20 protein-coding genes are annotated in these 20,636 nt (G+C 64.0%); 10 read left to right on the top strand and 10 right to left on the bottom strand.

Annotated features, from left to right (window positions below):
- The first annotated feature begins 123 nt into the window (after window positions 1-123).
- The 3 genes from BPRO_RS02360 (at window position 124) to proC (ending at window position 3,356) form a co-directional block, all read left to right on the top strand.
- Complete coding sequence (locus BPRO_RS02360) at window positions 124-891, top strand: DeoR/GlpR family DNA-binding transcription regulator (protein ID WP_041389149.1); 768 nt, start codon at window positions 124-126, stop codon at window positions 889-891.
- Between the two features lie 54 nt (window positions 892-945).
- Window positions 946-2,439 carry a glycerol kinase GlpK gene (gene glpK, locus BPRO_RS02355; protein WP_011481447.1) on the top strand — a complete coding sequence of 498 codons (1,494 nt, stop codon included), beginning with the start codon at window positions 946-948 and terminating at the stop codon, window positions 2,437-2,439.
- 80 nt (window positions 2,440-2,519) lie between these two features.
- Complete coding sequence (gene proC / locus BPRO_RS02350; protein WP_011481446.1) at window positions 2,520-3,356, top strand: pyrroline-5-carboxylate reductase; 837 nt, start codon at window positions 2,520-2,522, stop codon at window positions 3,354-3,356.
- An 80-nt stretch (window positions 3,357-3,436) separates the two neighbouring features.
- Here proC and ubiA read toward each other — a convergent pair whose 3' ends face one another.
- The 5 genes from ubiA to BPRO_RS02325 form a co-directional block, all read right to left on the bottom strand.
- Window positions 3,437-4,297 carry a 4-hydroxybenzoate octaprenyltransferase gene (ubiA, locus tag BPRO_RS02345; protein ID WP_011481445.1) on the bottom strand — a complete coding sequence of 287 codons (861 nt, stop codon included), beginning with the start codon at window positions 4,295-4,297 and terminating at the stop codon, window positions 3,437-3,439.
- A complete protein-coding gene (locus BPRO_RS02340) occupies window positions 4,297-5,220 on the bottom strand; it encodes a Dyp-type peroxidase (protein ID WP_011481444.1) in 924 nt (307 codons plus the stop codon). The genes ubiA and BPRO_RS02340 overlap by 1 nt, the downstream gene beginning before the upstream one ends.
- A gap of 7 nt (window positions 5,221-5,227) precedes the next feature.
- Window positions 5,228-6,223 carry a LysR substrate-binding domain-containing protein gene (locus BPRO_RS02335; protein WP_011481443.1) on the bottom strand — a complete coding sequence of 332 codons (996 nt, stop codon included), beginning with the start codon at window positions 6,221-6,223 and terminating at the stop codon, window positions 5,228-5,230.
- A 69-nt stretch (window positions 6,224-6,292) separates the two neighbouring features.
- Window positions 6,293-6,628 carry a helix-turn-helix domain-containing protein gene (locus tag BPRO_RS02330; RefSeq protein WP_011481442.1) on the bottom strand — a complete coding sequence of 112 codons (336 nt, stop codon included), beginning with the start codon at window positions 6,626-6,628 and terminating at the stop codon, window positions 6,293-6,295.
- On the bottom strand, window positions 6,618-6,995 hold the full coding sequence (locus tag BPRO_RS02325; RefSeq protein WP_011481441.1) for a type II toxin-antitoxin system RelE/ParE family toxin: 378 nt from the start codon (window positions 6,993-6,995) through the stop codon (window positions 6,618-6,620). Before BPRO_RS02325 ends, BPRO_RS02330 begins: the two co-directional genes overlap by 11 nt.
- A 788-nt stretch (window positions 6,996-7,783) precedes the next feature.
- Here BPRO_RS02325 and BPRO_RS02320 point away from each other — a divergent pair.
- Window positions 7,784-8,149 (top strand): hypothetical protein, encoded by a 366-nt coding sequence (locus BPRO_RS02320; RefSeq protein ID WP_011481440.1) that lies wholly within the window; start codon window positions 7,784-7,786, stop codon window positions 8,147-8,149.
- Between the two features lie 69 nt (window positions 8,150-8,218).
- Here BPRO_RS02320 and recG read toward each other — a convergent pair whose 3' ends face one another.
- Window positions 8,219-10,414, bottom strand: a complete 2,196-nt coding sequence (gene recG / locus BPRO_RS02315) for an ATP-dependent DNA helicase RecG (protein WP_011481439.1) — start codon at window positions 10,412-10,414, stop codon at window positions 8,219-8,221.
- Between the two features lie 256 nt (window positions 10,415-10,670).
- Between recG and queA the strand changes: the two genes are divergently transcribed.
- Genes queA through BPRO_RS02285 form a run of 6 tightly spaced genes read left to right on the top strand, consistent with a single transcriptional unit; the run spans window position 10,671 to window position 17,548 of the window.
- Window positions 10,671-11,732 (top strand): tRNA preQ1(34) S-adenosylmethionine ribosyltransferase-isomerase QueA, encoded by a 1,062-nt coding sequence (gene queA, locus BPRO_RS02310; protein ID WP_011481438.1) that lies wholly within the window; start codon window positions 10,671-10,673, stop codon window positions 11,730-11,732.
- Window positions 11,733-11,754: 22 nt separating this feature from the next.
- A complete protein-coding gene (gene tgt, locus BPRO_RS02305) occupies window positions 11,755-12,951 on the top strand; it encodes a tRNA guanosine(34) transglycosylase Tgt (RefSeq protein WP_011481437.1) in 1,197 nt (398 codons plus the stop codon).
- Window positions 12,952-12,954: 3 nt separating this feature from the next.
- Window positions 12,955-14,202 (top strand): glycosyltransferase family 9 protein, encoded by a 1,248-nt coding sequence (locus BPRO_RS02300; RefSeq protein WP_011481436.1) that lies wholly within the window; start codon window positions 12,955-12,957, stop codon window positions 14,200-14,202.
- On the top strand, window positions 14,202-14,732 hold the full coding sequence (locus BPRO_RS02295) for a GtrA family protein (RefSeq protein ID WP_011481435.1): 531 nt from the start codon (window positions 14,202-14,204) through the stop codon (window positions 14,730-14,732). The genes BPRO_RS02300 and BPRO_RS02295 overlap by 1 nt, the downstream gene beginning before the upstream one ends.
- A complete protein-coding gene (locus BPRO_RS02290; RefSeq protein WP_041388250.1) occupies window positions 14,719-16,503 on the top strand; it encodes an ArnT family glycosyltransferase in 1,785 nt (594 codons plus the stop codon). Before BPRO_RS02295 ends, BPRO_RS02290 begins: the two co-directional genes overlap by 14 nt.
- Window positions 16,504-16,546: 43 nt before the next feature.
- A complete protein-coding gene (locus BPRO_RS02285) occupies window positions 16,547-17,548 on the top strand; it encodes an aldo/keto reductase (protein ID WP_011481433.1) in 1,002 nt (333 codons plus the stop codon).
- A 102-nt stretch (window positions 17,549-17,650) separates the two neighbouring features.
- Here BPRO_RS02285 and BPRO_RS02280 read toward each other — a convergent pair whose 3' ends face one another.
- From BPRO_RS02280 to BPRO_RS02265, 4 genes are all read right to left on the bottom strand, one after another.
- Window positions 17,651-18,721, bottom strand: a complete 1,071-nt coding sequence (locus BPRO_RS02280; protein ID WP_011481432.1) for a zinc ribbon domain-containing protein — start codon at window positions 18,719-18,721, stop codon at window positions 17,651-17,653.
- Between the two features lie 44 nt (window positions 18,722-18,765).
- Window positions 18,766-19,593 (bottom strand): DUF2145 domain-containing protein, encoded by an 828-nt coding sequence (locus BPRO_RS02275; RefSeq protein ID WP_011481431.1) that lies wholly within the window; start codon window positions 19,591-19,593, stop codon window positions 18,766-18,768.
- Window positions 19,594-19,646: 53 nt separating this feature from the next.
- Window positions 19,647-20,105, bottom strand: a complete 459-nt coding sequence (locus BPRO_RS02270) for a hypothetical protein (protein ID WP_011481430.1) — start codon at window positions 20,103-20,105, stop codon at window positions 19,647-19,649.
- A gap of 61 nt (window positions 20,106-20,166) precedes the next feature.
- Window positions 20,167-20,622 (bottom strand): YiaA/YiaB family inner membrane protein, encoded by a 456-nt coding sequence (locus BPRO_RS02265; RefSeq protein ID WP_011481429.1) that lies wholly within the window; start codon window positions 20,620-20,622, stop codon window positions 20,167-20,169.
- Window positions 20,623-20,636 lie beyond the last annotated feature (14 nt).

Genomic DNA, 20,636 nt, shown 5'->3' with positions numbered 1-20,636 from the left:
TCGTCAAAGTTCGAATTGGCTCTATTGTTGTTCTTTTGTGATCGTTTTGTCTAATAGTTTTCCCTTAGTCTTTTCCTTTTGTTTCGATATAGAGTGTGAAAAACTCTTGTCATGCGTACCCCCGTGAACTCCAACCCCAGGCAAATCAAGCTTCTTGACTTCGTACGCGCCCATGGCGCGGCCTCTGTTGAGCAACTCGCCGACAAGCTGGGTGTCACCCTGCAGACCGTGCGGCGCGATGTGCAGCGCCTGGCAGATGCCGGTTTGCTGGCACGCTTTCATGGCGGCGTGCGGGTGCCCAGCTCCACCGTCGAGAACATTGCGCACCAACAACGCAAAAGCCTCAGCGCCGAAGGCAAGGCGCGCATTGCCCGTGCCGTGGCCCAACGCGTGCCCAACGACTGCTCGCTGATCCTCAACATCGGCACCACGACCGAGGCTGTTGCCAAGGCCCTGCTGCATCACAAGGGGTTGCGGGTCATCACCAACAACCTGAATGTGGCGGAGATTTTGTGCGGCAATCCCGACTGCGAAGTCATCGTGGCCGGCGGCGTGGTGCGTGCGCGCGACCGCGGCATCGTGGGCGAGGCAGCGGTCGATTTCATACGCCAGTTCCGGGTGGACATTGCCGTCATTGGCATCTCCGGCATCGAGCCCGATGGCTCCCTGCGCGACTTCGACTACCGGGAGGTCAAGGTGGCCCAGGCCATCATTGCGCACGCCCGCGAGGTCTGGCTGGCCGCCGACAGCAGCAAATTCAACCGCCCGGCCATGGTCGAGCTGGCCCAGCTGTCCCAGATAGACAGGCTGTTCACCGACAAGGCGCCACCCGAACCTTTTCCCGCCCTGCTGGAAGAGGCCAATGTGATCTGTGAAATAGCCCACGCCTGAGGCAGCATCAGATCCGTCAGCCCCATCAAGCCCCTACCCCCGCCGATTGAAGCCATGACTTATTTGCTCGCCCTTGACCAGGGCACCTCCAGCTCCCGCAGCATTGTGTTTGACGAGCTGGGCCACATCGTGGCCCAGGCCCAGCAGGAGCTGCCCCAGATCTATCCCAAACCAGGCTGGGTCGAACATGACCCGATGGAAATCTGGCGCACCCAACTGGCCACGGCGCGCGAAGCGCTCGGCAAAGCGGGACTGAAAGCGAGCGACATTCGCGCCCTGGGCATCACCAACCAGCGCGAAACCACGGTGGTGTGGCACCGCGCGACCGGCCAACCCATCCATAACGCCATCGTCTGGCAGGACCGTCGCGCCGAAGCGACCTGCGCGCAACTGCGCGAGCAGGGCAAGGAAGCGCTGATCCAGTCCAAGACCGGCTTGTTGATTGATGCCTATTTTTCGGGCACCAAGCTCAAGTGGCTGCTCGACAACGTACCCGGCGTGCGCGCGCAGGCCGAACGCGGCGAGCTGGCCTTTGGCACCATCGACAGCTGGCTGATGTGGCAACTGACGGGCGGCGCGCTGCACGCCACTGACGTCAGCAATGCCTCGCGCACCATGCTGTTCAATGTGCGCACCAACCAGTGGGACGCCGAGCTGCTGGACCTGCTGGGCATTCCCGCTTCGCTCATGCCCCAGGTGCTGCCGTCCAGCGCGCACTACGGCGAAACCCGGCCCGAGCTGCTGGGCCACGCGATAGCGATCGGCGGCGTCGCCGGCGACCAGCAAAGTGCGCTGTTTGGCCAGGCCTGCTTCAAGGCAGGCATGGCCAAAAACACCTATGGCACCGGCTGCTTCATGCTGATGCACACCGGCACGCAATTCCAGACCTCGCACAACGGCCTGCTGACCACCAGCGCCGCGCAAACCACGGCGCACCCCGAATTTGCCATGGAGGGCAGCGTGTTTGTCGGCGGTGCGGTGGTGCAGTGGCTGCGCGATGGCCTGCACGCCATCCAGGGCAGCGGCGAGGTGCAGGCGCTGGCGCAAAGCGTGCCCGACTCCGGCGGCGTCATGATGGTGCCGGCCTTCACCGGCCTGGGCGCCCCCTACTGGAAACCCGATGCCCGCGGCACCATCACCGGGCTGACCCGCGGCACCACTGTGGCCCATATTGCGCGTGCCGCGCTGGAAAGCATTGCCTACCAGAGTGCCGCCCTGCTGCAGGCCATGAGCCGGGATGCGGTGAGCAGCGGTGCGGCGCCCCTGGCCGAGCTGCGCGTTGACGGTGGGGCGTGCGCCAATGATTTGCTGATGCAGTTCCAGGCCGACCTGCTGGGCATTCCGGTGCTGCGACCGGCGGTGATTGAAACCACGGCCCTGGGCGCGGCTTACCTGGCCGGCCTTTCCAGCGGGGTGTACCGCAGCACGGACGAGCTGTCCGGCATGTGGCGCGCGGAGCGGACGTTTTTGCCTACCCTGGGCGCCGACAGCGCGGCGGCGTTGATGAATCGGTGGGAGCATGCCGTCAGGCAGACGGTGCTTCCGTAAGCCCGGGCCTGCCGGGTCGGCGACAATTCGTTTTCGGGCGGAAACTTCAACGCCGCCGAACTAAAGCGAGCGACACGAACATGAGCACCCCAAACCCAGGCAGCAACGAACACATCGCCTTCATCGGCGGCGGCAACATGGCCAGCGCCGTCATTGGCGGCCTGCTCAAGCAGGGCCTTCCGGCCGGGCAGATCCAGGTGGTGGAACCTTTTGCCGAGCAGCGGGCCAGGCTTGTGCAGCAGTTCGGCGTGGCGGTCAGCGACGCCCCGGGCGCTTCGCTGAGCAGCGCCGGCCTGGTCGTCTGGGCCGTCAAGCCCCAGACCTTCAAGGAGGCGGCAGCGCAAGCCCGCGCCCACACCCAGGCCGCCCTGCACCTGAGCGTGGCCGCCGGCATCCGCTCGGACAGCATTGCGCAGTGGCTGGGCACCGAGCGCGTGGTGCGCTCCATGCCCAACACGCCGGCACTGGTGGGCAAGGGCATGACGGCCCTGTTTGCCCGCCCCGCCGCCACCGCCGCGGACCGTGCGGCGGTCGAACGCGTGATCCAGACCACCGGTGAGTATTTGTGGCTGAACGACGAAGTGCAGCTGGATGCCGTGACCGCGCTGTCCGGCTCCGGGCCAGCCTATGTGTTTTACTTCCTTGAGGCCATGATCCAGGCCGGCACGGACATGGGCCTGGAACCCGAGCAGGCCCGCAAGCTGGCCGTGGGAACCTTCGTCGGCGCGTCGGCGCTGGCCCACGCATCGGACGAGCCGCTCGAAGTCCTGCGCGCCCGCGTCACCTCCAAGGGCGGCACCACCTATGCGGCCCTCACCTCGATGGAGCAGGCAGGCATCAAGCAGCAGTTCATGCAGGCCATCGAGGCCGCCCGGCAACGCGCTGGCGAATTGGGTGACGAGTTCGGCGCCGCCTGATCGTGTTCAAACAACCAGCCTGATACCGGGTCCGCCGCGCGCGGGCTTTTTCTTTTTCAATGCAGGCTGGTCAGCCGGACTCAAGCTGCCAGATAGGACAGGGCAATACCGGCAAACACCGTGAAGCCCAGCCAGTGATTGAGACGAAACGCCTTGAAGCAATCGTCGCGCTCACGCTTGCGGATCAGCCAGCCATGCCACAGCGCCTGCAGCCCTGCCAGCCCGATTGCCATCCAATAAATAGCTGCTTGCGGAATGTCGGCAAGGGCCAGAGCCCAAACCGACAGGTACACCAGGTAACTGAGCATGACCCCCGCCACATCGAACCGCCCCAGCGTGATGGCCGAGGTTTTCATGCCTATCTTCAGGTCATCGTCGCGGTCCACCATGGCGTACTCGGTGTCGTAGGCAATCACCCAGCACAGGTTGCCCAATAGCAGAACCCAGGCCAGCAGCGGCACGCGGGACTGCACGGCGGCAAATGCCATCGGAATGCCAAAACTGAAAGCCACGCCCAGCACCGCCTGCGGCATGGACACATAACGCTTTGCAAAGGGGTACGCCAGCGTCACGGCCAGCGCAGCAAAGGACCAGGCGATGGTGGCGGCATTGGTGGTCAGCACCAGGCCGAACGCCAGCAGGGCCAGCACGGCACCCAGCACCAGCGCCTCCCGCACCGACACCTGGCCGCTGGTGACCGGCCGCTGGGCCGTGCGCTTGACATGCCGGTCAAAGTCCCGGTCCGCCACATCGTTGACACAACAGCCCGCGCTGCGCATCAGGATGGTTCCCAGCGTGAACACCGTCAGCAAGTGCCAGCCCGGAAAGCCGTGCGAGGCCACCCATAGCGCCGACAGCGTAGGCCAGAGCAGCAGCAGCCAGCCCGCCGGACGGTTCCAGCGGATCAGCGCAAGGTAAAGACCCAGTTTGCGGCGCAGCATCACAAGCCGAGCTGCCGCAGATCGAGCCGGCCAGCCTGCATGGGCGGACACCACAGGTAGGCCCCGCTGACCGGTCTGGAGATACGAAACAGCGCATCCACAATGCCATCGTCCAGCCCCGCCATGCGGCGCATCTGCGCTTCAAACGCATCGAACGAGCAGCCAAACGCCACAAACACCAAACCGACCTTGCTGCCGCCCGGCGCATGCAGCGCCCACGGCATGGAGCGGCGCAGCACAAAAGCCTCGGGTTGAAAGCTTTCCTGTGCGGTGCGTTTGACGTGGGACGATTCGGGTGCGTCCTCCAGTTCTTCGTTGTCGCTGCGTCGCCGGCCCACGGTGTTATCCTGCTCGGCCCGGCTCATGGCTTCGAACGCATCCAGGTCATGCAGCCACTGCTGGATAGCGACAAAACTCGATCCGTCGAGTCCCGCGCCCAGGCCCTGCACGAAAGCGGCGGCATCGGCCGCCTCGCCTTCCGGGTTTTCGGTGCCATCTTCGTAGCCCGTGAGGTCGCGGCCGTGGCCGGTCGGCCCCCGGCCGTGGCGAAAGGACTCGATCACGCGATCCAGGTGAAAGGCCGGCGCCAGCGCCTTTTCCAGTCGCCGCGTCAGCAACACCAAGTCACCCTGGTCACTGCCGCGCAGCCACAGGCACAGCGCGGTCGGCGTGGCCGGAACCTCCACAGCACCCTCCGAAAGGACCGGAAAGTCGCGCAGGCCCGGGACTGTTCCGCCCAGGGCCGCAACCAGCCTGGCGCCGAAGGCAGCCACCACGGCCTGGCCGTCCACCAGCGGAGCGAGGCGCTGCAGGCTTTGGCGCAGGACCGCCGGCTGCGCGGCAGCCGGGGCTGTGATCGAGAAAAAAGCATAGCGCCCGACGGTGGGCACCGCTTGCGAAATTCCAGGTTGGGAGAGGCTCATCGTTGCATCAGGACAATCGTGTGACACCCGGCAACTCGCAGGCGTAAATGGCATTGCGCAACGCCGCAATCGCTTCATAGCGCGTGAAGCTGCGGCGCCAGGCCAGCACCACGCGCCGGCTGGGCACGTGCCCTTCAAACGGCAGGTATTTGATGAAGTTGGGCTGCGCGGCAGCCGCTGCGGCCGCCATCGCTGCCTTGCCTTTGGCGGGTTTTTTGGCCACCGGCGCCTCGAGCAGCGCTTCCTTGGGCACGCCCAGACGCGGCACCAGCGTGATGCCCATGCCCGCAGCTACCATGTGCTTGATGGTTTCCAGCGACGAGCCTTCAAAGCTCTTGCGGATGCCGTCAGCGCTGCTGGAAAAGCGCGCGAACTCCGGACAGACCTCCAGCACATGGTCGCGAAAGCAGTGCCCGTTGCCCAGCAGCAGCATGGTTTCCTTCTTGAGCTCTTCGGCAGACACGCTGATGCGCGCGGCCAGCGCGTGGGCGCTGGGAACGGCCGCCATGAAGGGCTCGTCGTAGAGCGGCGCAATCGCCAGGTTGGTGTCGGGAAACGGCTCGGCCAGGATAGCGCAGTCAATCTCGCCGGTGCGCAATTCCTCCAGCAGTTTGACGGTGAAGTTTTCCTGCAGCATCAGCGGCATTTGCGGTGTTTTGGCGATGGCCTGACGCACCAGGTCGGGCAGCAGGTAGGGGCCTATGGTGTAGATCACCCCCAACCGCAAGGCGCCAGCCAGCGGGTCTTTGCCGCGCTTGGCAATTTCGCGGATGTTCTCGGCCTGCTCCAGCACGCTTTGCGCCTGGCGCACGATCTCTTCGCCCAGCGGCGTGACGGTAATTTCATTGGCATTGCGCTCAAACAGCTTGACCTGCAGCTCTTCCTCGAGCTTCTTGATGGCGACGCTGAGCGTCGGCTGCGAGACATGGCAGGCCTCGGCGCCCTTGCCAAAATGCTTTTCCCGGGCCACGGCGACGATGTATTTGAGTTCGGTCAGCGTCATGGGCTTATTGTCTGCTTTTTGCTTGGGGGAAGCGGGACCGGGTTTGCGTTGAGCGCGGCGCGCCCCGCTTCAAGCAAGAATGGACTCCAGGCCCTTTTTGTCAATGAGCTGAAGCAGTTTGGCCGCAGCGCCACTGGGGTGCTTGCCTGAACTGGGTGACTCCCACTTTTGAACGGCTGAAACGCTCACGTTCAAGATGGACGCCAGCACCGATTGGCTGACCTTTGCCCTTCCCACTCGAATGGCCGTGACCTTTTCGGCGGTGTATTCGGGCGGACTCTGGCAGATGAGTTTCATTTTGGCCATGTCTTGTTTGGAGATAAGTTCGTGCCCTTGCAGGGCCTGCGCCATCTCCATCATCTCGTCCAGAACGCGGTTCTTTTCAGTTGGTTTTTTATTTGCCATTACAAATCTCCTTCAGGATTTCAGCCGCAAGCAGTTCATCGAGTTTTTGAGCGTCTGCAGCCTGCAGTCTAGACGCGATGATTTTCGTGGCATCCACTTCCTTGTCCGAAAAATCAGACCCCGGCTGGCTCTTCTCACGCCCGGCCAGAAAGAAAATGGCACTCCTGTGCTTCTTGGCCACCAGGGTACGGGTCGATCCACTTGTACCCCGCCCGGGCACCGCCACGCGCTTCTTGCACACCCCGCCACCCAAATCCGCCTCAAACAAACCCTGCTCTATCTCGCTGGCGGCCTGGCAAAGCAGCAGATCGCTCACCACCTTGCGCGCCCAGCGGTCAAAGGTCTTGGTTTTGAAGACTCGTTTCATTGACGAATTTTAGTCATTTATAGCACCTGGTGCAATAGCCATTGAGGACGGATGTTTCTGAATCAGCGCAGCCCGAAGGGATGGGGGAAACAAATACCAACAGCCAAATTCCGCAGAACGCGCTTCGCGCGTTCTGCTCTCCGATTCCGATTCCGATTCCGATCCCCCCCAAAGCCCGTCCTGGCTGGGCCTGTGCTGCGCAAGAAACGCGGGATCAGGGCCGCGCGCTGTTTGAGCCGCAGGCGAGTTTGCGCGGACCCCCGCTTTTCTGGCGCAGCGCAGGTTGCCCGTAGCGCAGCGAAGGGACCCAGACTGCGGGTCGCCTTCTCTTTGCTTACTTTCTCTTGGCGACGCAAGAGAAAGTGAGTCGCCCGCCGGGGCGAGACCCGGCCTGGTAGTGAAGGGCAACCCACCCAGACCAGAAACAACCTCAACAAGCCCAACCCGGAACCCCGATGACGCTACAAATTCAGTCGCCACTCACGCTCATATCTAACGGGTTAACTGCCGTTCCGACGCCTGAAACCAAGGTTTTCACTCAAATTCGGCCCGCCGTCATGGGCCATACCGACTCACGCCATTGGGGCATGGGTCGCAGCAACAAATGCCAAAACCCCAGTCATAATTTGCTCAGGCAGACAGGGTGAAGATGACAAACCCCTATGCCACCACCCTCGGCCATCCCGGCCAGCGTTTCAGTCCAACAAGGTTTATCTGCCGCAGGAGGTGCTCTTGGTTTCCATCAGCTTGGCTTCGCGGCAGATAAACGCCTCTAATCGTTAGGACTCATGAAAGCACCTTCAAGGCAGCTACTCGGCGGTCTCCTGATCGCAGGGTCATTCGCCATTCTCGGAGCGGCTTACGCCTTGCTCCAAGTCGTCAGTCGCGGTCATTCACTTGGCGGTGCCATCCAATTCATTGCGAGCTTCGCGTGCATTGGCCTGTTGCTCGGGACGATCTTTGCGTTCGATGGTGGGTCCGAAGTCAAAACCACCGACCGACCTTTTGTGCGCATCGCCGTTGGTTGCTTTTCTGGGCTATTGTTGGCGCTTATTTGGCATTGGCTTGGCGATGGCATTGCGTTGTCGGTTTTGCTGTCTGGCATCCTTGGGTATCTTGGTACTTTTTGGGCAAGGTATGTCGACTTCTACTAGGCAAACAAGCTACTCCAGCGGACTGGCCACCTACGGCGGCCATCCGTTGAGCCAACGCTAATCGTCAACTCAAGCCTTCAAAAACTCAGCCTTCCCCCCCAACCACCGCAAAATATGCCGCTGCGCCAGCCCGGCATGCTGATCCAGCATCACCGGCGCTACCCCCCGCGCCCAGGCCAGCAGCTGGGTATCGGTGGCCAGGTCGGCAAACCGCAGCAAGGGCGCGCCCGACTGGCGGGCCCCCAGAAATTCACCGGGACCGCGAATTTCCAGATCACGCCGGGCGATTTCAAACCCGTCATGGGTCTGGACCATGGCCTTGAGGCGCTCCCGCGCCGTCTCGCCGAGCCGCGGCGCGTCGCCGGTCGAATACAGCAGCACGCAGGCTGACGCCGCTGCGCCCCGGCCGACCCGGCCGCGCAGCTGGTGCAGCTGGGAGAGGCCAAAACGCTCGGCATGCTCGATCACCATCAGCGAGGCATTGGGTACATCCACCCCCACCTCGATCACGGTGGTGCTGACCAGCACGCCCATCACGCCCTCGGTGAACAGGCTCATCACGGCTTTTTTCTCGGCGACCGGCATGCGCGAATGCAACAGGCCCACCCCGACACCCGGCAAGGCCGCGCTCAAGGCTTCATGCGTCTGGGTGGCGTTGATCAGGTCGATTGACTCGCTCTCTTCAATCAGCGGACAGACCCAGTAGACCTGCCGGCCCTCTAGAAGCTGGCCGCGTATGCGCTCAATCACTTCGTCGCGCCGGGCATCGTTCACCACCTTGGTCACGATGGGGGTGCGGCCGGGTGGCAGCTCGTCAATCGTCGAGACGTCCAGGTCGGCGTAGTAGCTCATGGCCAGCGTGCGCGGAATCGGCGTGGCGGTCATCATCAGCAAATGGGGTTCCTGCCCGCCCTCAGTCATCTTGCTGCGCAATGCCAGCCGCTGCGCCACGCCAAAGCGGTGCTGCTCGTCAATGATGGCCAGCGCGAGATTTTTGAACTCGACCTTGTCCTGGATTACGGCGTGCGTGCCAATGACCAGGCCCGCCTCGCCGCTTTTAATCAGCGCCAGCGCCTCGCGCCGCTCTTTGGCTTTCTGGCTGCCGGTGAGCCAGGCGGTCCTGATGCCCAGCGGCTCCAGCCAGCCGATCAGTTTGCGAAAGTGCTGCTCGGCCAGGATTTCGGTGGGCGCCATCAGCGCGCATTGCCAGCCGGCACCCATGCAGCGGGCCGTTGCCAGCGCCGCCACCACGGTCTTGCCGGAGCCCACGTCGCCCTGCAGCAGGCGGTGCATGGGAATGCTTTTCTGCAGGTCGGCGTCTATCTCTGCGCAGACACGCTGCTGGGCCGGCGTCAGCCGAAAGGGCAGACGCTCCAGCAGCTGCTCGTGCAGGGTGCAGTGTGGCCCCTGCAGGCTCGCCCCATCATCCGCTGCGGGGTTGCGCATCGACTGGCCGCCCAGGGCCGGGGCACGCATGGCGGCACGCCCGCGGCGGGCCTGCAGCTGCGACAGCTGCTGGGCCAGCAGTTCCTCGGCCTTCAGCCGCTGCCACGCCGGATGGCTGCGGTCTTCCAGTGTGGACAGCATCACATCCGGCGTGGGGTGGTGCAAAAACTGCAGCGCTTCCCGCAAATCCGACAGGGGCTGCGGCAGGTTTTTATTCAAAAATTGCTGGGGGATGGTTTCACTGAGGTCGGCGCGGGCCAGGCCGCTGAGCACGGCCTTGCGCAGATAGGCCTGCGGCAAACTGGCCACTGTCGGGTACACCGGCGTCAGCGCGCCGGGCAGTTCGCCGCCCGCCAGCTTGAAGCTGGGGTGCACCATCTCGCGGCCAAAACCTCCCGCGAAGGAGCCGCCCCGGATCTCGCCGCGCACCCGCACCCGGGCACCGACGCTCAGGGTCTTCTGGTGCGAGGGGTAGAAGTTGAGGAAGCGCAGCACGCAGGTGTCGCTGCCGTCGTCCACCGTCACCCGCAACTGGCGGCGCGGCCGAAACGTGACTTCGCTGTGCGTCACCTGTGCTTCGATCTGCACCATATCGCCGTCCCGCGCATCGCGCAGCTGCACGATGCGGGTTTCATCCTCATAGCGCAGGGGTAGATGCAGGGCCAGGTCAATGTCGCGGCGCAGACCCAGTTTTTCGAGGGCCTTTTGTGCGGGGGATTTGGCCTGGGGTTTTTCAACCTGGGCTTTGGGCGCACCCCTGTCCCCGGCCATCTCCTCGAAGGTGGCGGCTTTTCGGGCAGGAGCACCGGGTGGCGACATGGGACAATTGTGCCGTCAACCTAGAAACCGCAGTTGACCGCTTGCAAACATCTAAAAATCCGCTTGAATACCGTCATTCTCCTTTTCGCTGGCACTCACCTTGTAGATGACAGCGCTATGCACCCGATTGCGCCACCCGCACAGCACCATGCGGCGTTGCTCCGCCTTGTGGGCAACAGCCCACTGCGTTGTCACGCCTTGCCTGGCGCCGCGCGGGCAGCACACTCGGGCGCATCCAACTGCGGTTTCTAGGTTTATGAAGACGCATTTCAGCCTCAGTGATTTTGATTTCGCACTGCCCGAAGAACTCATTGCCCAGCACCCCGCCGCCCAGCGCAGCGCCTCGCGCCTGCTCGATGGACGGAGCAGCCCCGCCACAGACCGCCGCTTCGCCGACCTGCCCGACCTGCTGACGCCGGGCGACCTGCTGGTGTTCAATGACACCCAGGTGGTCAAGGCGCGGCTGTTCGGCCAAAAATCCACCGGCGGGCGGCTGGAACTGCTGATCGAGCGGGTGTTGCCCGCCCTCGCCGACGCCAGTCATGAAGTCGCCGCGCACATGAAGGTCAGCAAAAAGCCCCAACCCGGCGCCGTGCTGCAGATGGACGGCGGCTTCACCGCCACCCTGCTGGGCCGCTGGCCGCAGGAGGATGGGCCGCTGTACCGCTTTCGCTTCAGCAGCGACCCCTATGCGCTGATGGCGCAGCATGGCCATGTGCCGCTGCCGCCCTATATCACCCACAGCGACTCTGCCGAGGACGAACTGCGCTACCAGACGGTGTTTGCAAAAAACCCCGGCGCCGTGGCCGCACCCACCGCCGCCCTGCACTTTGACGAAGCCATGCTCGCGCAGCTGGAGGCGCGCGGCATCGCGCGCGCCAGCGTGACCCTGCATGTGGGCGCGGGCACCTTCCAGCCCGTCAAGACCGAAACAATAGCCGACCACACCATGCATTTCGAGCGCTTTGAGGTGCCGGCCGCCACGCAGCAGGCGATTGCCGCCTGCAAGGCGCGCGGCGGCCGTGTGGTCGCCGTGGGCACCACCACCGTGCGGGCACTGGAGTCCCACGCCAAATTCGGTCCGGCCTGCGACGACACCAACATCTTCATCACGCCGGGCTTTGAATTTGCCGTGGTGGACCTGCTGCTGACCAACTTTCACCTGCCCAAAAGCACGCTGATGATGCTGGTCAGCGCCTTTGCGGGCTATGAACACATCATGGCGCTGTACCAGCATGCGATTGCCGGGCGCTACCGCTTTTTCAGCTATGGCGATGCCATGCTGCTGGCGCGCAAAGCCCCACGCGCAAGCGCCTGAACACACCTGCGACAATCACAAGATGCTCGAATTTGAAGTTCTGAAGACCGACGCAAGGACCGGCGAAGGGGCCAATGCCCACCCCGGCTCGCATGCCCGGCGCGGCCAGTTAACGCTCACCCATGGCGTCGTGCAAACGCCCATCTTCATGCCGGTCGGCACCTATGGCACCGTCAAGGGCGTGATGCCGCAGTCGCTGCACGAGATGGGCGCCCAGATCATCCTGGGCAACACCTTTCACCTGTGGATGCGCCCCGGGCTGGACGTGATGAAACAGTTTGGCGGCCTGCACCGGTTCGAAAGCTGGGACAAACCGATACTCACCGACAGCGGCGGCTTTCAGGTCTGGTCGCTGGGCGACATGCGCAAGATCTCCGAGGAAGGCGTGAAGTTTGCCTCGCCGGTGAATGGCGACAAGCTGTTCCTGACACCGGAAATCTCCATGCAGATCCAGACGGTGCTCAACAGCGACATCGTGATGCAGTTTGACGAGTGCACCCCTTACGACACCAAGGGCCACATCACGACCGAAAGCGAGGCGCGCAGCTCGATGGAGCTCAGCCTGCGCTGGGCCAAGCGCTGCGTGGCCGAGTTTGACAAACTGGAAAACCCCAACGCACTGTTTGGCATTGTGCAGGGCGGCATGTACCAGAACCTGCGCCACGAATCGCTGGAGGCCCTGGTAGAACTGGACTTGCCCGGTTACGCGGTGGGCGGCGTCAGCGTGGGCGAGCCCAAGGAAGAAATGCAGCGCATCATGGCGCACACGCCCCATCGCCTGCCGGCCGACAAGCCGCGCTATCTGATGGGTGTGGGCACGCCCGAGGATCTGGTGGAGGGTGTGGGCGCCGGCATCGACATGTTTGACTGCGTGATGCCGACACGCAATGCGCGCAACGGCCACCTGTTCACGCGCTTTGGCGACCTGAAAATCCGCAACGCGCGCCACAAGGCCGACGAGCAACCGCTGGACACCACCTGCACCTGCTACACCTGCAAGGGCCGCACCATGCCCGACGGCAGCACGTCGGGCGGCTTTTCGCGGGCCTACCTGCACCACCTGGACCGCTGCGGTGAAATGCTGGGCCCGATGCTGGCCAGCATCCACAACCTGCATTACTACCTGAACCTGATGCAGGAAATCCGCGATGCGCTCGATGCGGGACGGTTCGGCGAGTTCGCCGCGCGCTTCCGGACCGACCGGCTGAGAGGCGTCTGAGCGATGAACATCCAGCTGCAACGATGGATTGACCGCTGGGTCGGCATCCCGTTGTGTGCCGCGGTCTCTGGCCTGAATGCGGTGACCAGGGCTTTGCGGGGGCCGTCCCGCGAGGTGGCCGCCACCACCGCGCCACGAGCGATCGTGGTGATCCTGCTGTCCGAAATGGGCAGCCTGGTGCTGGCGCACGATATGTTTGCGCGGCTGAAGCAACGCTATCCCGGCGCCGAGCTGCATGCCCTGCTGTTCAGGAAGAACCGTGAAATCCTCGACCTCATGAAGGTCGTTGACCCGGCGCATGTGCACACGGTGCATGACAAGTCGCTGTCGGGCCTGCTGTCCAGCCTGTGGAAAGCGATTGCCGAACTGCGCCGCGCGCGGGTCGACGTGGCGATCGACTGCGAACTGTTTTCGCGCATCAGCAGCCTGCTGTCGTTTGCCAGTGGTGCGCCTGTTCGCGTGGGCTTTCACCGCCATACGCAGGAAGGCCTGTACCGCGGCTCGCACATCAACCGGCCCGTGCCCTACAACCCCTATCACCACATCAGCGCGCAGTTTCTGGCGCTTGCGCGAGCCATCGACTCCACGGCGGTACCGAAATCAAAGCTGCCGATGGTGGGCACCAACAAGCCCCCGCCGCATGTACAGCTGGACGGCGCCCTGGTGCAGGGTATTGCGCAGCGGCTGGCGCAGGACTTTCCGGCCATCGCCGGCAAGCCGCTGGTACTCGTCTACCCCGGCGGCGGCATTCTGCCCATCCGCGCGTGGCCACTGGCGTCGTACACCACGCTGTGCGAAGGCCTGGTGGCCGATGGCTGCGCGGTGGCCGTGATTGGCCTGAAAGACGACCAGGCACTGGCGCAGCAACTGGTCGCCAACGTGAACCAGGCCTACCCGGCCGGGCCGGTGATTGACCTGACGGGCTACACCCGATCGATCTCCGAGCTGCTGGCGCTGTTCCATGTGGCGCGCCTGCTGGTGACCAACGATGGCGGACCCGGGCAGTTCGCGGCACTGACGCCGATCTGGACGCTGATGCTGTTCGGGCCTGAAACGCCAGCCCTCTACGCGCCGCACACACCGAAGTGCCATTCGTTTTACAGCCAGTGGCCCTGTTCGCCCTGCCTGACCGCATACAACCACCGCTCCTCCTACTGCGACGGCGACAACCAGTGCCTCAAGGTCATTGCGCCCGCCACCGTGCTGGCCAAGGCGCGGGAATGCCTGGCCGAAACTCCGGTGACGGCCTGATGGGAACACTGCGATCCCTTGCGGAGGCGCTGATCAGCCGCCTGCCACCACGGCTTCAGCCCATGGCGCGCTGGCGTTTCATCAAGTTTGGCGCGGTGGGTGCCAGCGGCACGGTGATCAATATCGCCGTGCTGTATGTCGCGCAGGAGTTTTTGCTCACCTTCATCGCAGACTTCCACTCGCGGCTCAATTACTCGATTGCACTGGCCATCACCTGCGCGACCATCAGCAACTTTTACTGGAACCGGCGCCTGACCTGGCGGGACCGCAAGCACGAGGTCCACCATTCAGCGCTGTTCCTGTTCTTCAAATATGTGATGGCGGCGGGCCTGTCGATTGTTGTTCAGTCCCTGCTGACCAAATGGCTGGCCATCTACCTGCACTACATCCTGGCCAACCTGGTGGCCATCGTGGTGGCCAGCGTGTGCAATTTTGTCGCCAACGACCGCATGACGTTCCGCCGGCGCGCGAAAATTCAGCCGCCCAACGCTGCCACAACGCCACCTGCCGATGTCCATGACAAGCCCTGAGCCACTGAAGCCCCGCCTTCCCGCCCACTTCCTCTGGATAGCGCTTGCCGTCGCTGTTGCGCTGGGCTACCTGTTTGGCCTGGGCGGCGACCATATTCCCCGCCTCGGCGATGAGCTGGTGTACGCCCACATCGCGCGCCTGACGGCGGAAACCGGCCGGTGGCTGCCGCTGGTCAGCTCTTACGACTTCATGCGCAACACCAAGCCACCGCTGCTGTTCTGGCAGGCGATGGCGGCGGGCGGCTGGGGCGAGCACTGGACGCTGCTCAACCTGCGCCTGCCCAGCGTGGTCTATTCCTGGGCGATTGCGCTCATGGTGGGCCTGCTGACCTGGAAGGTGGTTCGCAGTGAGGCCACGCCCGCCCCGGAGGCAAGCCCCGGCGCCGCGACGGCCGCGGACCGCAGCAGCCGGGCGATCACCCTGGGCGCGATTGCTGCGCTGGCTTATCTCTCTTTTTTGAGCAGCTACCGTTATGGCCGGCCCTACCTCACCAGCGCGCCCGAAACCTTCTGGCTGTTCGGTGTGTTTTTTGCCCTCGCCTGGTCCCCGGCAAAACTGCTGGCCTCGCGCTGGAAGTTTCCACTGCTCGCAGGAATCACCATCGGCATCGGTTGCCTCTACAAATCCTTCACCATGGTGGTGCCGGTCGGCTTCGGCCTGGCGCTGTGCTACCAGGTGCTGGGCGCCCGGCAAGCCCCCTGGCAGATTTTCCGGCGCGGCATCGTCATCGACACCATCAAGGTCGCCGCCATCTGCGCAATCGCCCTGGCGGTGTTTGGCTTGTGGTTCGCCGTTGACCCGCAACCGGGCGAGGTGTGGCGCGAGTTTGTGGTTGGCGAAAACGCCGGAAAATTCAAGTCATCACCCGGCTACTTCAAGGTTGCTTTGCGCGGCAGCGGCGGGTTTCTGACGATCATCACGGGCTACTTTTCAAACGCCGGGTTTTTGCTGCCCGTCGCGGTCGGCTGCATCTGGACCGCCTGGCGCAGTTACCGTCAGGGTGTGCCCGTCAGCGATGCCGAAAAAGTCCTGTGGCTCTGGCTGCTGGCGCTGGCGCTGGTGTTCCTCCTGCCCAACCAGCGGTCTGCCCGCTACCTGATACCGGCCATGCCAGCCCTCGCGATCCTGATGGCGCTGTACTGGAGCCGCATTGCGCGCCTCTGGTTCAGCATCGCCCTGGCGCTCTGCCTGCTGGGCGCCCTCGCCATGGGCCTGATCGGATTCGGTGCGGTGCGCGCCACGCAAACCGGCTGGCTTTATTCGCCGCTGTTCTGGCTGTTCCTGGCAGCCCTCGCCGCAGCCTGCGTCATCGGCATGGCCCAAAAAGAGTTGACCCGCCCGATTGCCGCCGCGGCCGGGTTCGCCGTATTGTTTGCGCTGGCCTGGGCCACCGCGCCGTTCAACGGAGACATCGGCCACTTCCGCGCAGAGACCAACGCCCTGCTCAAAGGCCAGGCCGTGTCTGTCCCCAGCAACTTCAACGGTCACTTTGAGCGTTACGAGTTCATCATTCCCGGCGCAAAAATTGTCCCCTACTTCGCGGCGCAACCGGTGGACTACCAGGATGTCAACGCCCTGCTCAACAGCACGCGCTATGCCCTGGTGCAGCGCCGGGTCGGGCAGAAACCCTGTGACGCGTGCCGCATCGTCGACGAACGCTGGGACCTGCGCTCGCGGCAGGACGCGAATGAAGGCCTGCTGGCCGTCTTCAGAACGCCCGAGACCTACCTGTATGCCAAAGAGTACCTGGTCGAACGGCTCACACCCTGAGCGCCGTCTGGCGCCCCACCTTTTTTTCAACAAGGAACTGACCATGCAATACCGCCGCCTCGGAACCAGCAACCTCAAAGTCTCCACCCTCTGCCTGGGCACCATGATGTTCGGCCAGCAGACGCCTTTTGACGAGGCGGCGCGCATCGTGGCCTCGGCGCGCGAGCAGGGGCTCAACTTCATCGACACGGCCGACGTGTACAACAAGGGCCAATCGGAAAAAGACGTCGGCAAGCTGCTCGCCGGCCAGCGCCACCACTGGGTGCTGGCCAGCAAGCTGGGCAACCCGGTCAGCGAGGCCGTCAACGAAGGCCATTACTCGCGGCGCTGGCTGATGCAGGAAACCGACGCGATTCTGGCCCGGCTGCAAACCGACTACCTCGACATCCTGTACCTGCACCGCGACTACCACGAGGCCAACCTCGAAGAAGCGGTGCGTGCGCTGGGCGACCTGATCCGCCTGGGCAAGATCCGCAGCTTCGGCCTGTCCAACTTCCGCGGCTGGCGCATTGCCGAGGTCGCGCGCCTCTGCAAAGAGCTGGGTGTGCCGCCGCCGGCCGTGTGCCAGCCTTATTACAACCTGCTCAACCGCGGGCCGGAAGTGGAAATCCTGCCGGCCTGCGGCCATTACGGGCTGGGCGTCGTGCCCTACAGCCCGCTGGCGCGCGGCGTGCTCACGGGCAAGTACCCGCCCGGCCAGCCGCCGGCCGAGGGCACGCGCGCCGGCAGCGGCGACAAACGCATTCTGGAAACCGAGTTCCGCGAGGAATCGCTGGTGATCGCCCAGAAAATCAAGGTGCACTGCGAAGCAAAGGGCTTGGTCCCCGGGCAATTCGCCGCAGCCTGGGTGCTGACCAACCCCCTGATCAGCTCCGTGATCGTCGGCCCGCGCACGCTGGCGCACCTGGAAGACGTGTACGCCGCCACGGAGCTGAAGCTCACGCCGGACGACGAGGCCTTCATCAACGGCCTGGTGGTGCCCGGCCACGCCTCCAGCCCGGGCTACAACGACCCGGCCTACCCATTCTTCGGCCGCCCGGTCTGAGAGAGTGAGGGTTTTTCGATTTCCTCCCTCTCCCCAAAGGGGCGAGGGAGGAAATGCCGTCGCTTCGAAAAACTCTAAGCCTCTGAGTCCGGCTTCAGAGGCTCAGGCCGCTGAGGCCACCGGTGGCGCGGGCCTGGCCTGCTCGCCGCTGGCACCGCAGGCGTGGCAGAACCTGGCAAAAGCGCTCTTGCGGGTGCTGCATTTGAAGCAGTGGTCGAACAGGCCGATGCCGCAATGCGGGCAAAAATCGATCTCCGGGTTCTTGAGGTCTACCGCCCGCTCGCATCCCGGGCACACAGCCTTGGACAGCCGCGTCAGCGCCGTGTCATAACTCAGCTCTTCGCGGCGCTGTGCGTCGGGTAATTGCTCCGCGAGTTTCTGTTTTTCGAGGTAGCGATTGAGCGAAATAATCGCCTGCCGCCCCACCAGCGCCGTCACCACAATGCCGACGATGTAGCGCACATAGCCGCCATAGCTGGGCAGGTAGGGCACCAGCTCGACGAAAAACGCGAACAGCGCAAAGATGATGAAGCCCCAGACAAAGGGCCAGTAGGTGCTCTTGCGCTTTTTCGCAAACAGCCAGCCGGCGGCCACCAGCAGCGGCAAGGTCAGCGCCAGGCGGTACAAAAAGACGCGCAACTCCACGCGGCGGTATTCGGCATTGAGCAGCTTTTGGGCCACTTCCTGCAGTTCGGCGAGTTTGCCGCGTTCGCGTGCGGCCGCCTGCCGCGCGTCCAGCGCGGCCTGCTGCTGCGCCTCCACGGCGACGCCGGTGGCGCGCTCGCGGGCTTTCAGCGCGTCCAGCGCCCGGGTCCGTTCGATCAATTCGGGGTCCTGGTCGGCCAGCTGCGTGGCACGGCGCGTGGCCAGCCAGTTGTTGAAGGTGTCGCGGGCCGCCGCCGAATCGGCCTGCGCGGCGCGGCGCTTGAGCTGCGCCTGCTCCAAAGCACTTTGGGCGTCCTGCTCGGCACGTGTGGCGGTTTTGATCGCCGTGCGCAGGGCAGTCGTGGTGGCCGGGTCCATGAAGTCGTCGAGCGAGAGCCGCTTTTCCACCTTGGGCAGATCGCCTACCACGGTGCCGCCCAGCCCGATCAGGAAACCGGCAAACACCAGCGCCACCAGCCACAGGCCGCGGTGAAACCATTTTTCGGAGAGTCGCAAACCTTTGCTCATGATGGGTTCCTTTTTGTTTGAAGCAGTCGGACCGAATGACAAGATTAAAGTTTGACGATTGTCGGGGTTTGGCCCGGTGCCGCCAGCTGCGCCCGCGGCAGCCAGTCAAACACCGAGTCGACGGTGACGGTCTCGATGCGGTCGGAAAAGCGCTTGTCATTGGGATGGTCGTCGAACGCCACATTGGCGGCAGTCAGGCGCCCGCCCAGCCGCGTCAGTGGGCCAATCCTGAGCACCGCCGGTTCATAGGCCTTGAACTGCAGCCAGGCTTGCGCCCGCTCGCGCGAGTTGACGCCGGGCTCCATGGCGGCGGCCAGGGTTTCAATCGCCCACTGGTTGGACTGCTGGTACTTGCGGCCCCAGGCGTAGCTCACGATGCTGTAGGGCTTGTGGTGCAGGCTGAGCGCACGGCCCGGGTCCTGCAGCAGGCTCAGCAGGCGCGCCTGCGCCTCGGGCGTGAGCGGCAGCCAGGCGGCTTCAAAACGCCATAAATCGTCCAGAAAGAACTCACCGAGCCCCTGGCGGTAAATGGCCGATCCGCTGGTGCCGCACTCGTTGAGCTTGTGCAGCACGCGCCAGGTGCTGCCGCCCTGGCCATCGCTTTGCTGGTAGGCCAGCCCCAGGTGCGAGTAGCGCACCCCATACTTGCTCAGGTCCTGCCCGGCGCGCGCCAGCACCACCACTTTCTGGCCACTGGCATTGAGCGAGGCCAGCGTTTTCCCGGCCAGCGTCAGGCCGCGCTCGACCGTGCGGGTGGTGGGTTTTCCGGTTTCGCAGGAGCGGCCCGCATGGGCGGCAGGCGCGGCCAGCAAGGCCGCCGCCAGCAAGCCGACACCCAGGTGATTCGTGAGACAACTCGTTGGGCAATTCATGATGGGCCTTCTCTTTCTTGATGGCTTGCTTGATGGTTACCTGGGTCGGCAGGTCAGTGGGTCAGGCGCTCGTTGTGCAGCAAGGCGCGGCCCAGCGCGTTGGGGAGGAAGGCAATCGCCTCACCTGCGGCGGACAACACCACACCGGCGCCAATCACACTGACAGTCAGCGCGGTCCCGGCCACCAGGGACGCACCGGCAAGGCCTTGGCCCACCACCTCAATGCTGGCACGGGCGCCATCGGAAGCGCTTTCCAGCACGTAGACGGTGCCGCGCGCGGTGCTCTCCACCGTTTTGACCACCAGCACGGCGCCTGCGGTGGAGAGCATGACGGGCACGGCCACCACGGCGCCGGCGGCCACGCTGGCGCCAACCACCACCGAGGCCACCGGCAGGGCCGAGACCGCGCTCAGGGCCGCCACCTCCGACTGCGCATTGGCGCGGAGGGGGACGGCAGCAACCATCAGCATGGTGCTGACAGCTATCAAAAGACTCGCTAATTTGCTTTTCATGAATCGCTCCAGAAGATCGATGTTGAGTTGAAGTTGATGTCGTTGCCGGCAGTCAGCCGGTTCAGCCAGCGTCCGCACCGCCACGCGACTGGCGGCCGGCCGCCATCCGGGCTTCGCTCAAATCGGCTTCGTGTTTATCGCGCAGGGTCTTGGCCAGCGTGAAGCTGCAGGTGATCAGGTAAAGCCAGCTCACGCCCAGGAAGGCCTTGTAGGTTTCGTTGATCTCCATGCGCCACAAGCCCCAGCCGGTCAGTGACATGGCCAGGAAGAAGCCGCCCCACACCACCAGCCTGAACATCGGCGTATCGGCCCGGCTGTTCTCGTGGTCACGCACATGCTTGGCCAGCACGAAAGCCGCCGACAGGCAGAACAAGTAACCCATCACCATGAAGGCGCGGTCCAGGTCCTGGCCGGGCAGGTACGACAGCCCCACGGCACAGAGGAAAACAGCGATCAGGAAAGAAACCCAGACCTGCAGTTGCCAGGGCCTGGAGTCACGGTGTATCAGCGTCTGCATAAAAAACCTTTGAG

The sequence above is a fragment of the Polaromonas sp. JS666 genome (assembly GCF_000013865.1).
In the GTDB taxonomy this organism is placed as follows: Bacteria; Pseudomonadota; Gammaproteobacteria; order Burkholderiales; family Burkholderiaceae_C; genus Polaromonas.
This window is presented reverse-complemented; position numbering and strand designations above follow the sequence as displayed.

Excerpts from the sequence above, each read along its gene's own strand:
- glpK (WP_011481447.1), top strand. The coding sequence starts at position 946 with ATGACTTATTTGCTCGCCCTTGACCAGGGCACCTCCAGCTCCCGCAGC.
- proC (WP_011481446.1), top strand. The coding sequence starts at position 2,520 with ATGAGCACCCCAAACCCAGGCAGCAACGAACACATCGCCTTCATCGGC.
- ubiA (WP_011481445.1), bottom strand. The coding sequence starts at position 4,297 with ATGCTGCGCCGCAAACTGGGTCTTTACCTTGCGCTGATCCGCTGGAAC.
- BPRO_RS02340 (WP_011481444.1), bottom strand. The coding sequence starts at position 5,220 with ATGAGCCTCTCCCAACCTGGAATTTCGCAAGCGGTGCCCACCGTCGGG.
- BPRO_RS02335 (WP_011481443.1), bottom strand. The coding sequence starts at position 6,223 with ATGACGCTGACCGAACTCAAATACATCGTCGCCGTGGCCCGGGAAAAG.
- BPRO_RS02330 (WP_011481442.1), bottom strand. The coding sequence starts at position 6,628 with ATGGCAAATAAAAAACCAACTGAAAAGAACCGCGTTCTGGACGAGATG.
- BPRO_RS02325 (WP_011481441.1), bottom strand. The coding sequence starts at position 6,995 with ATGAAACGAGTCTTCAAAACCAAGACCTTTGACCGCTGGGCGCGCAAG.
- BPRO_RS02320 (WP_011481440.1), top strand. The coding sequence starts at position 7,784 with ATGAAAGCACCTTCAAGGCAGCTACTCGGCGGTCTCCTGATCGCAGGG.
- recG (WP_011481439.1), bottom strand. The coding sequence starts at position 10,414 with ATGTCGCCACCCGGTGCTCCTGCCCGAAAAGCCGCCACCTTCGAGGAG.
- queA (WP_011481438.1), top strand. The coding sequence starts at position 10,671 with ATGAAGACGCATTTCAGCCTCAGTGATTTTGATTTCGCACTGCCCGAA.
- tgt (WP_011481437.1), top strand. The coding sequence starts at position 11,755 with ATGCTCGAATTTGAAGTTCTGAAGACCGACGCAAGGACCGGCGAAGGG.
- BPRO_RS02300 (WP_011481436.1), top strand. The coding sequence starts at position 12,955 with ATGAACATCCAGCTGCAACGATGGATTGACCGCTGGGTCGGCATCCCG.
- BPRO_RS02295 (WP_011481435.1), top strand. The coding sequence starts at position 14,202 with ATGGGAACACTGCGATCCCTTGCGGAGGCGCTGATCAGCCGCCTGCCA.
- BPRO_RS02290 (WP_041388250.1), top strand. The coding sequence starts at position 14,719 with ATGACAAGCCCTGAGCCACTGAAGCCCCGCCTTCCCGCCCACTTCCTC.
- BPRO_RS02285 (WP_011481433.1), top strand. The coding sequence starts at position 16,547 with ATGCAATACCGCCGCCTCGGAACCAGCAACCTCAAAGTCTCCACCCTC.
- BPRO_RS02280 (WP_011481432.1), bottom strand. The coding sequence starts at position 18,721 with ATGAGCAAAGGTTTGCGACTCTCCGAAAAATGGTTTCACCGCGGCCTG.
- BPRO_RS02275 (WP_011481431.1), bottom strand. The coding sequence starts at position 19,593 with ATGAATTGCCCAACGAGTTGTCTCACGAATCACCTGGGTGTCGGCTTG.
- BPRO_RS02270 (WP_011481430.1), bottom strand. The coding sequence starts at position 20,105 with ATGAAAAGCAAATTAGCGAGTCTTTTGATAGCTGTCAGCACCATGCTG.
- BPRO_RS02265 (WP_011481429.1), bottom strand. The coding sequence starts at position 20,622 with ATGCAGACGCTGATACACCGTGACTCCAGGCCCTGGCAACTGCAGGTC.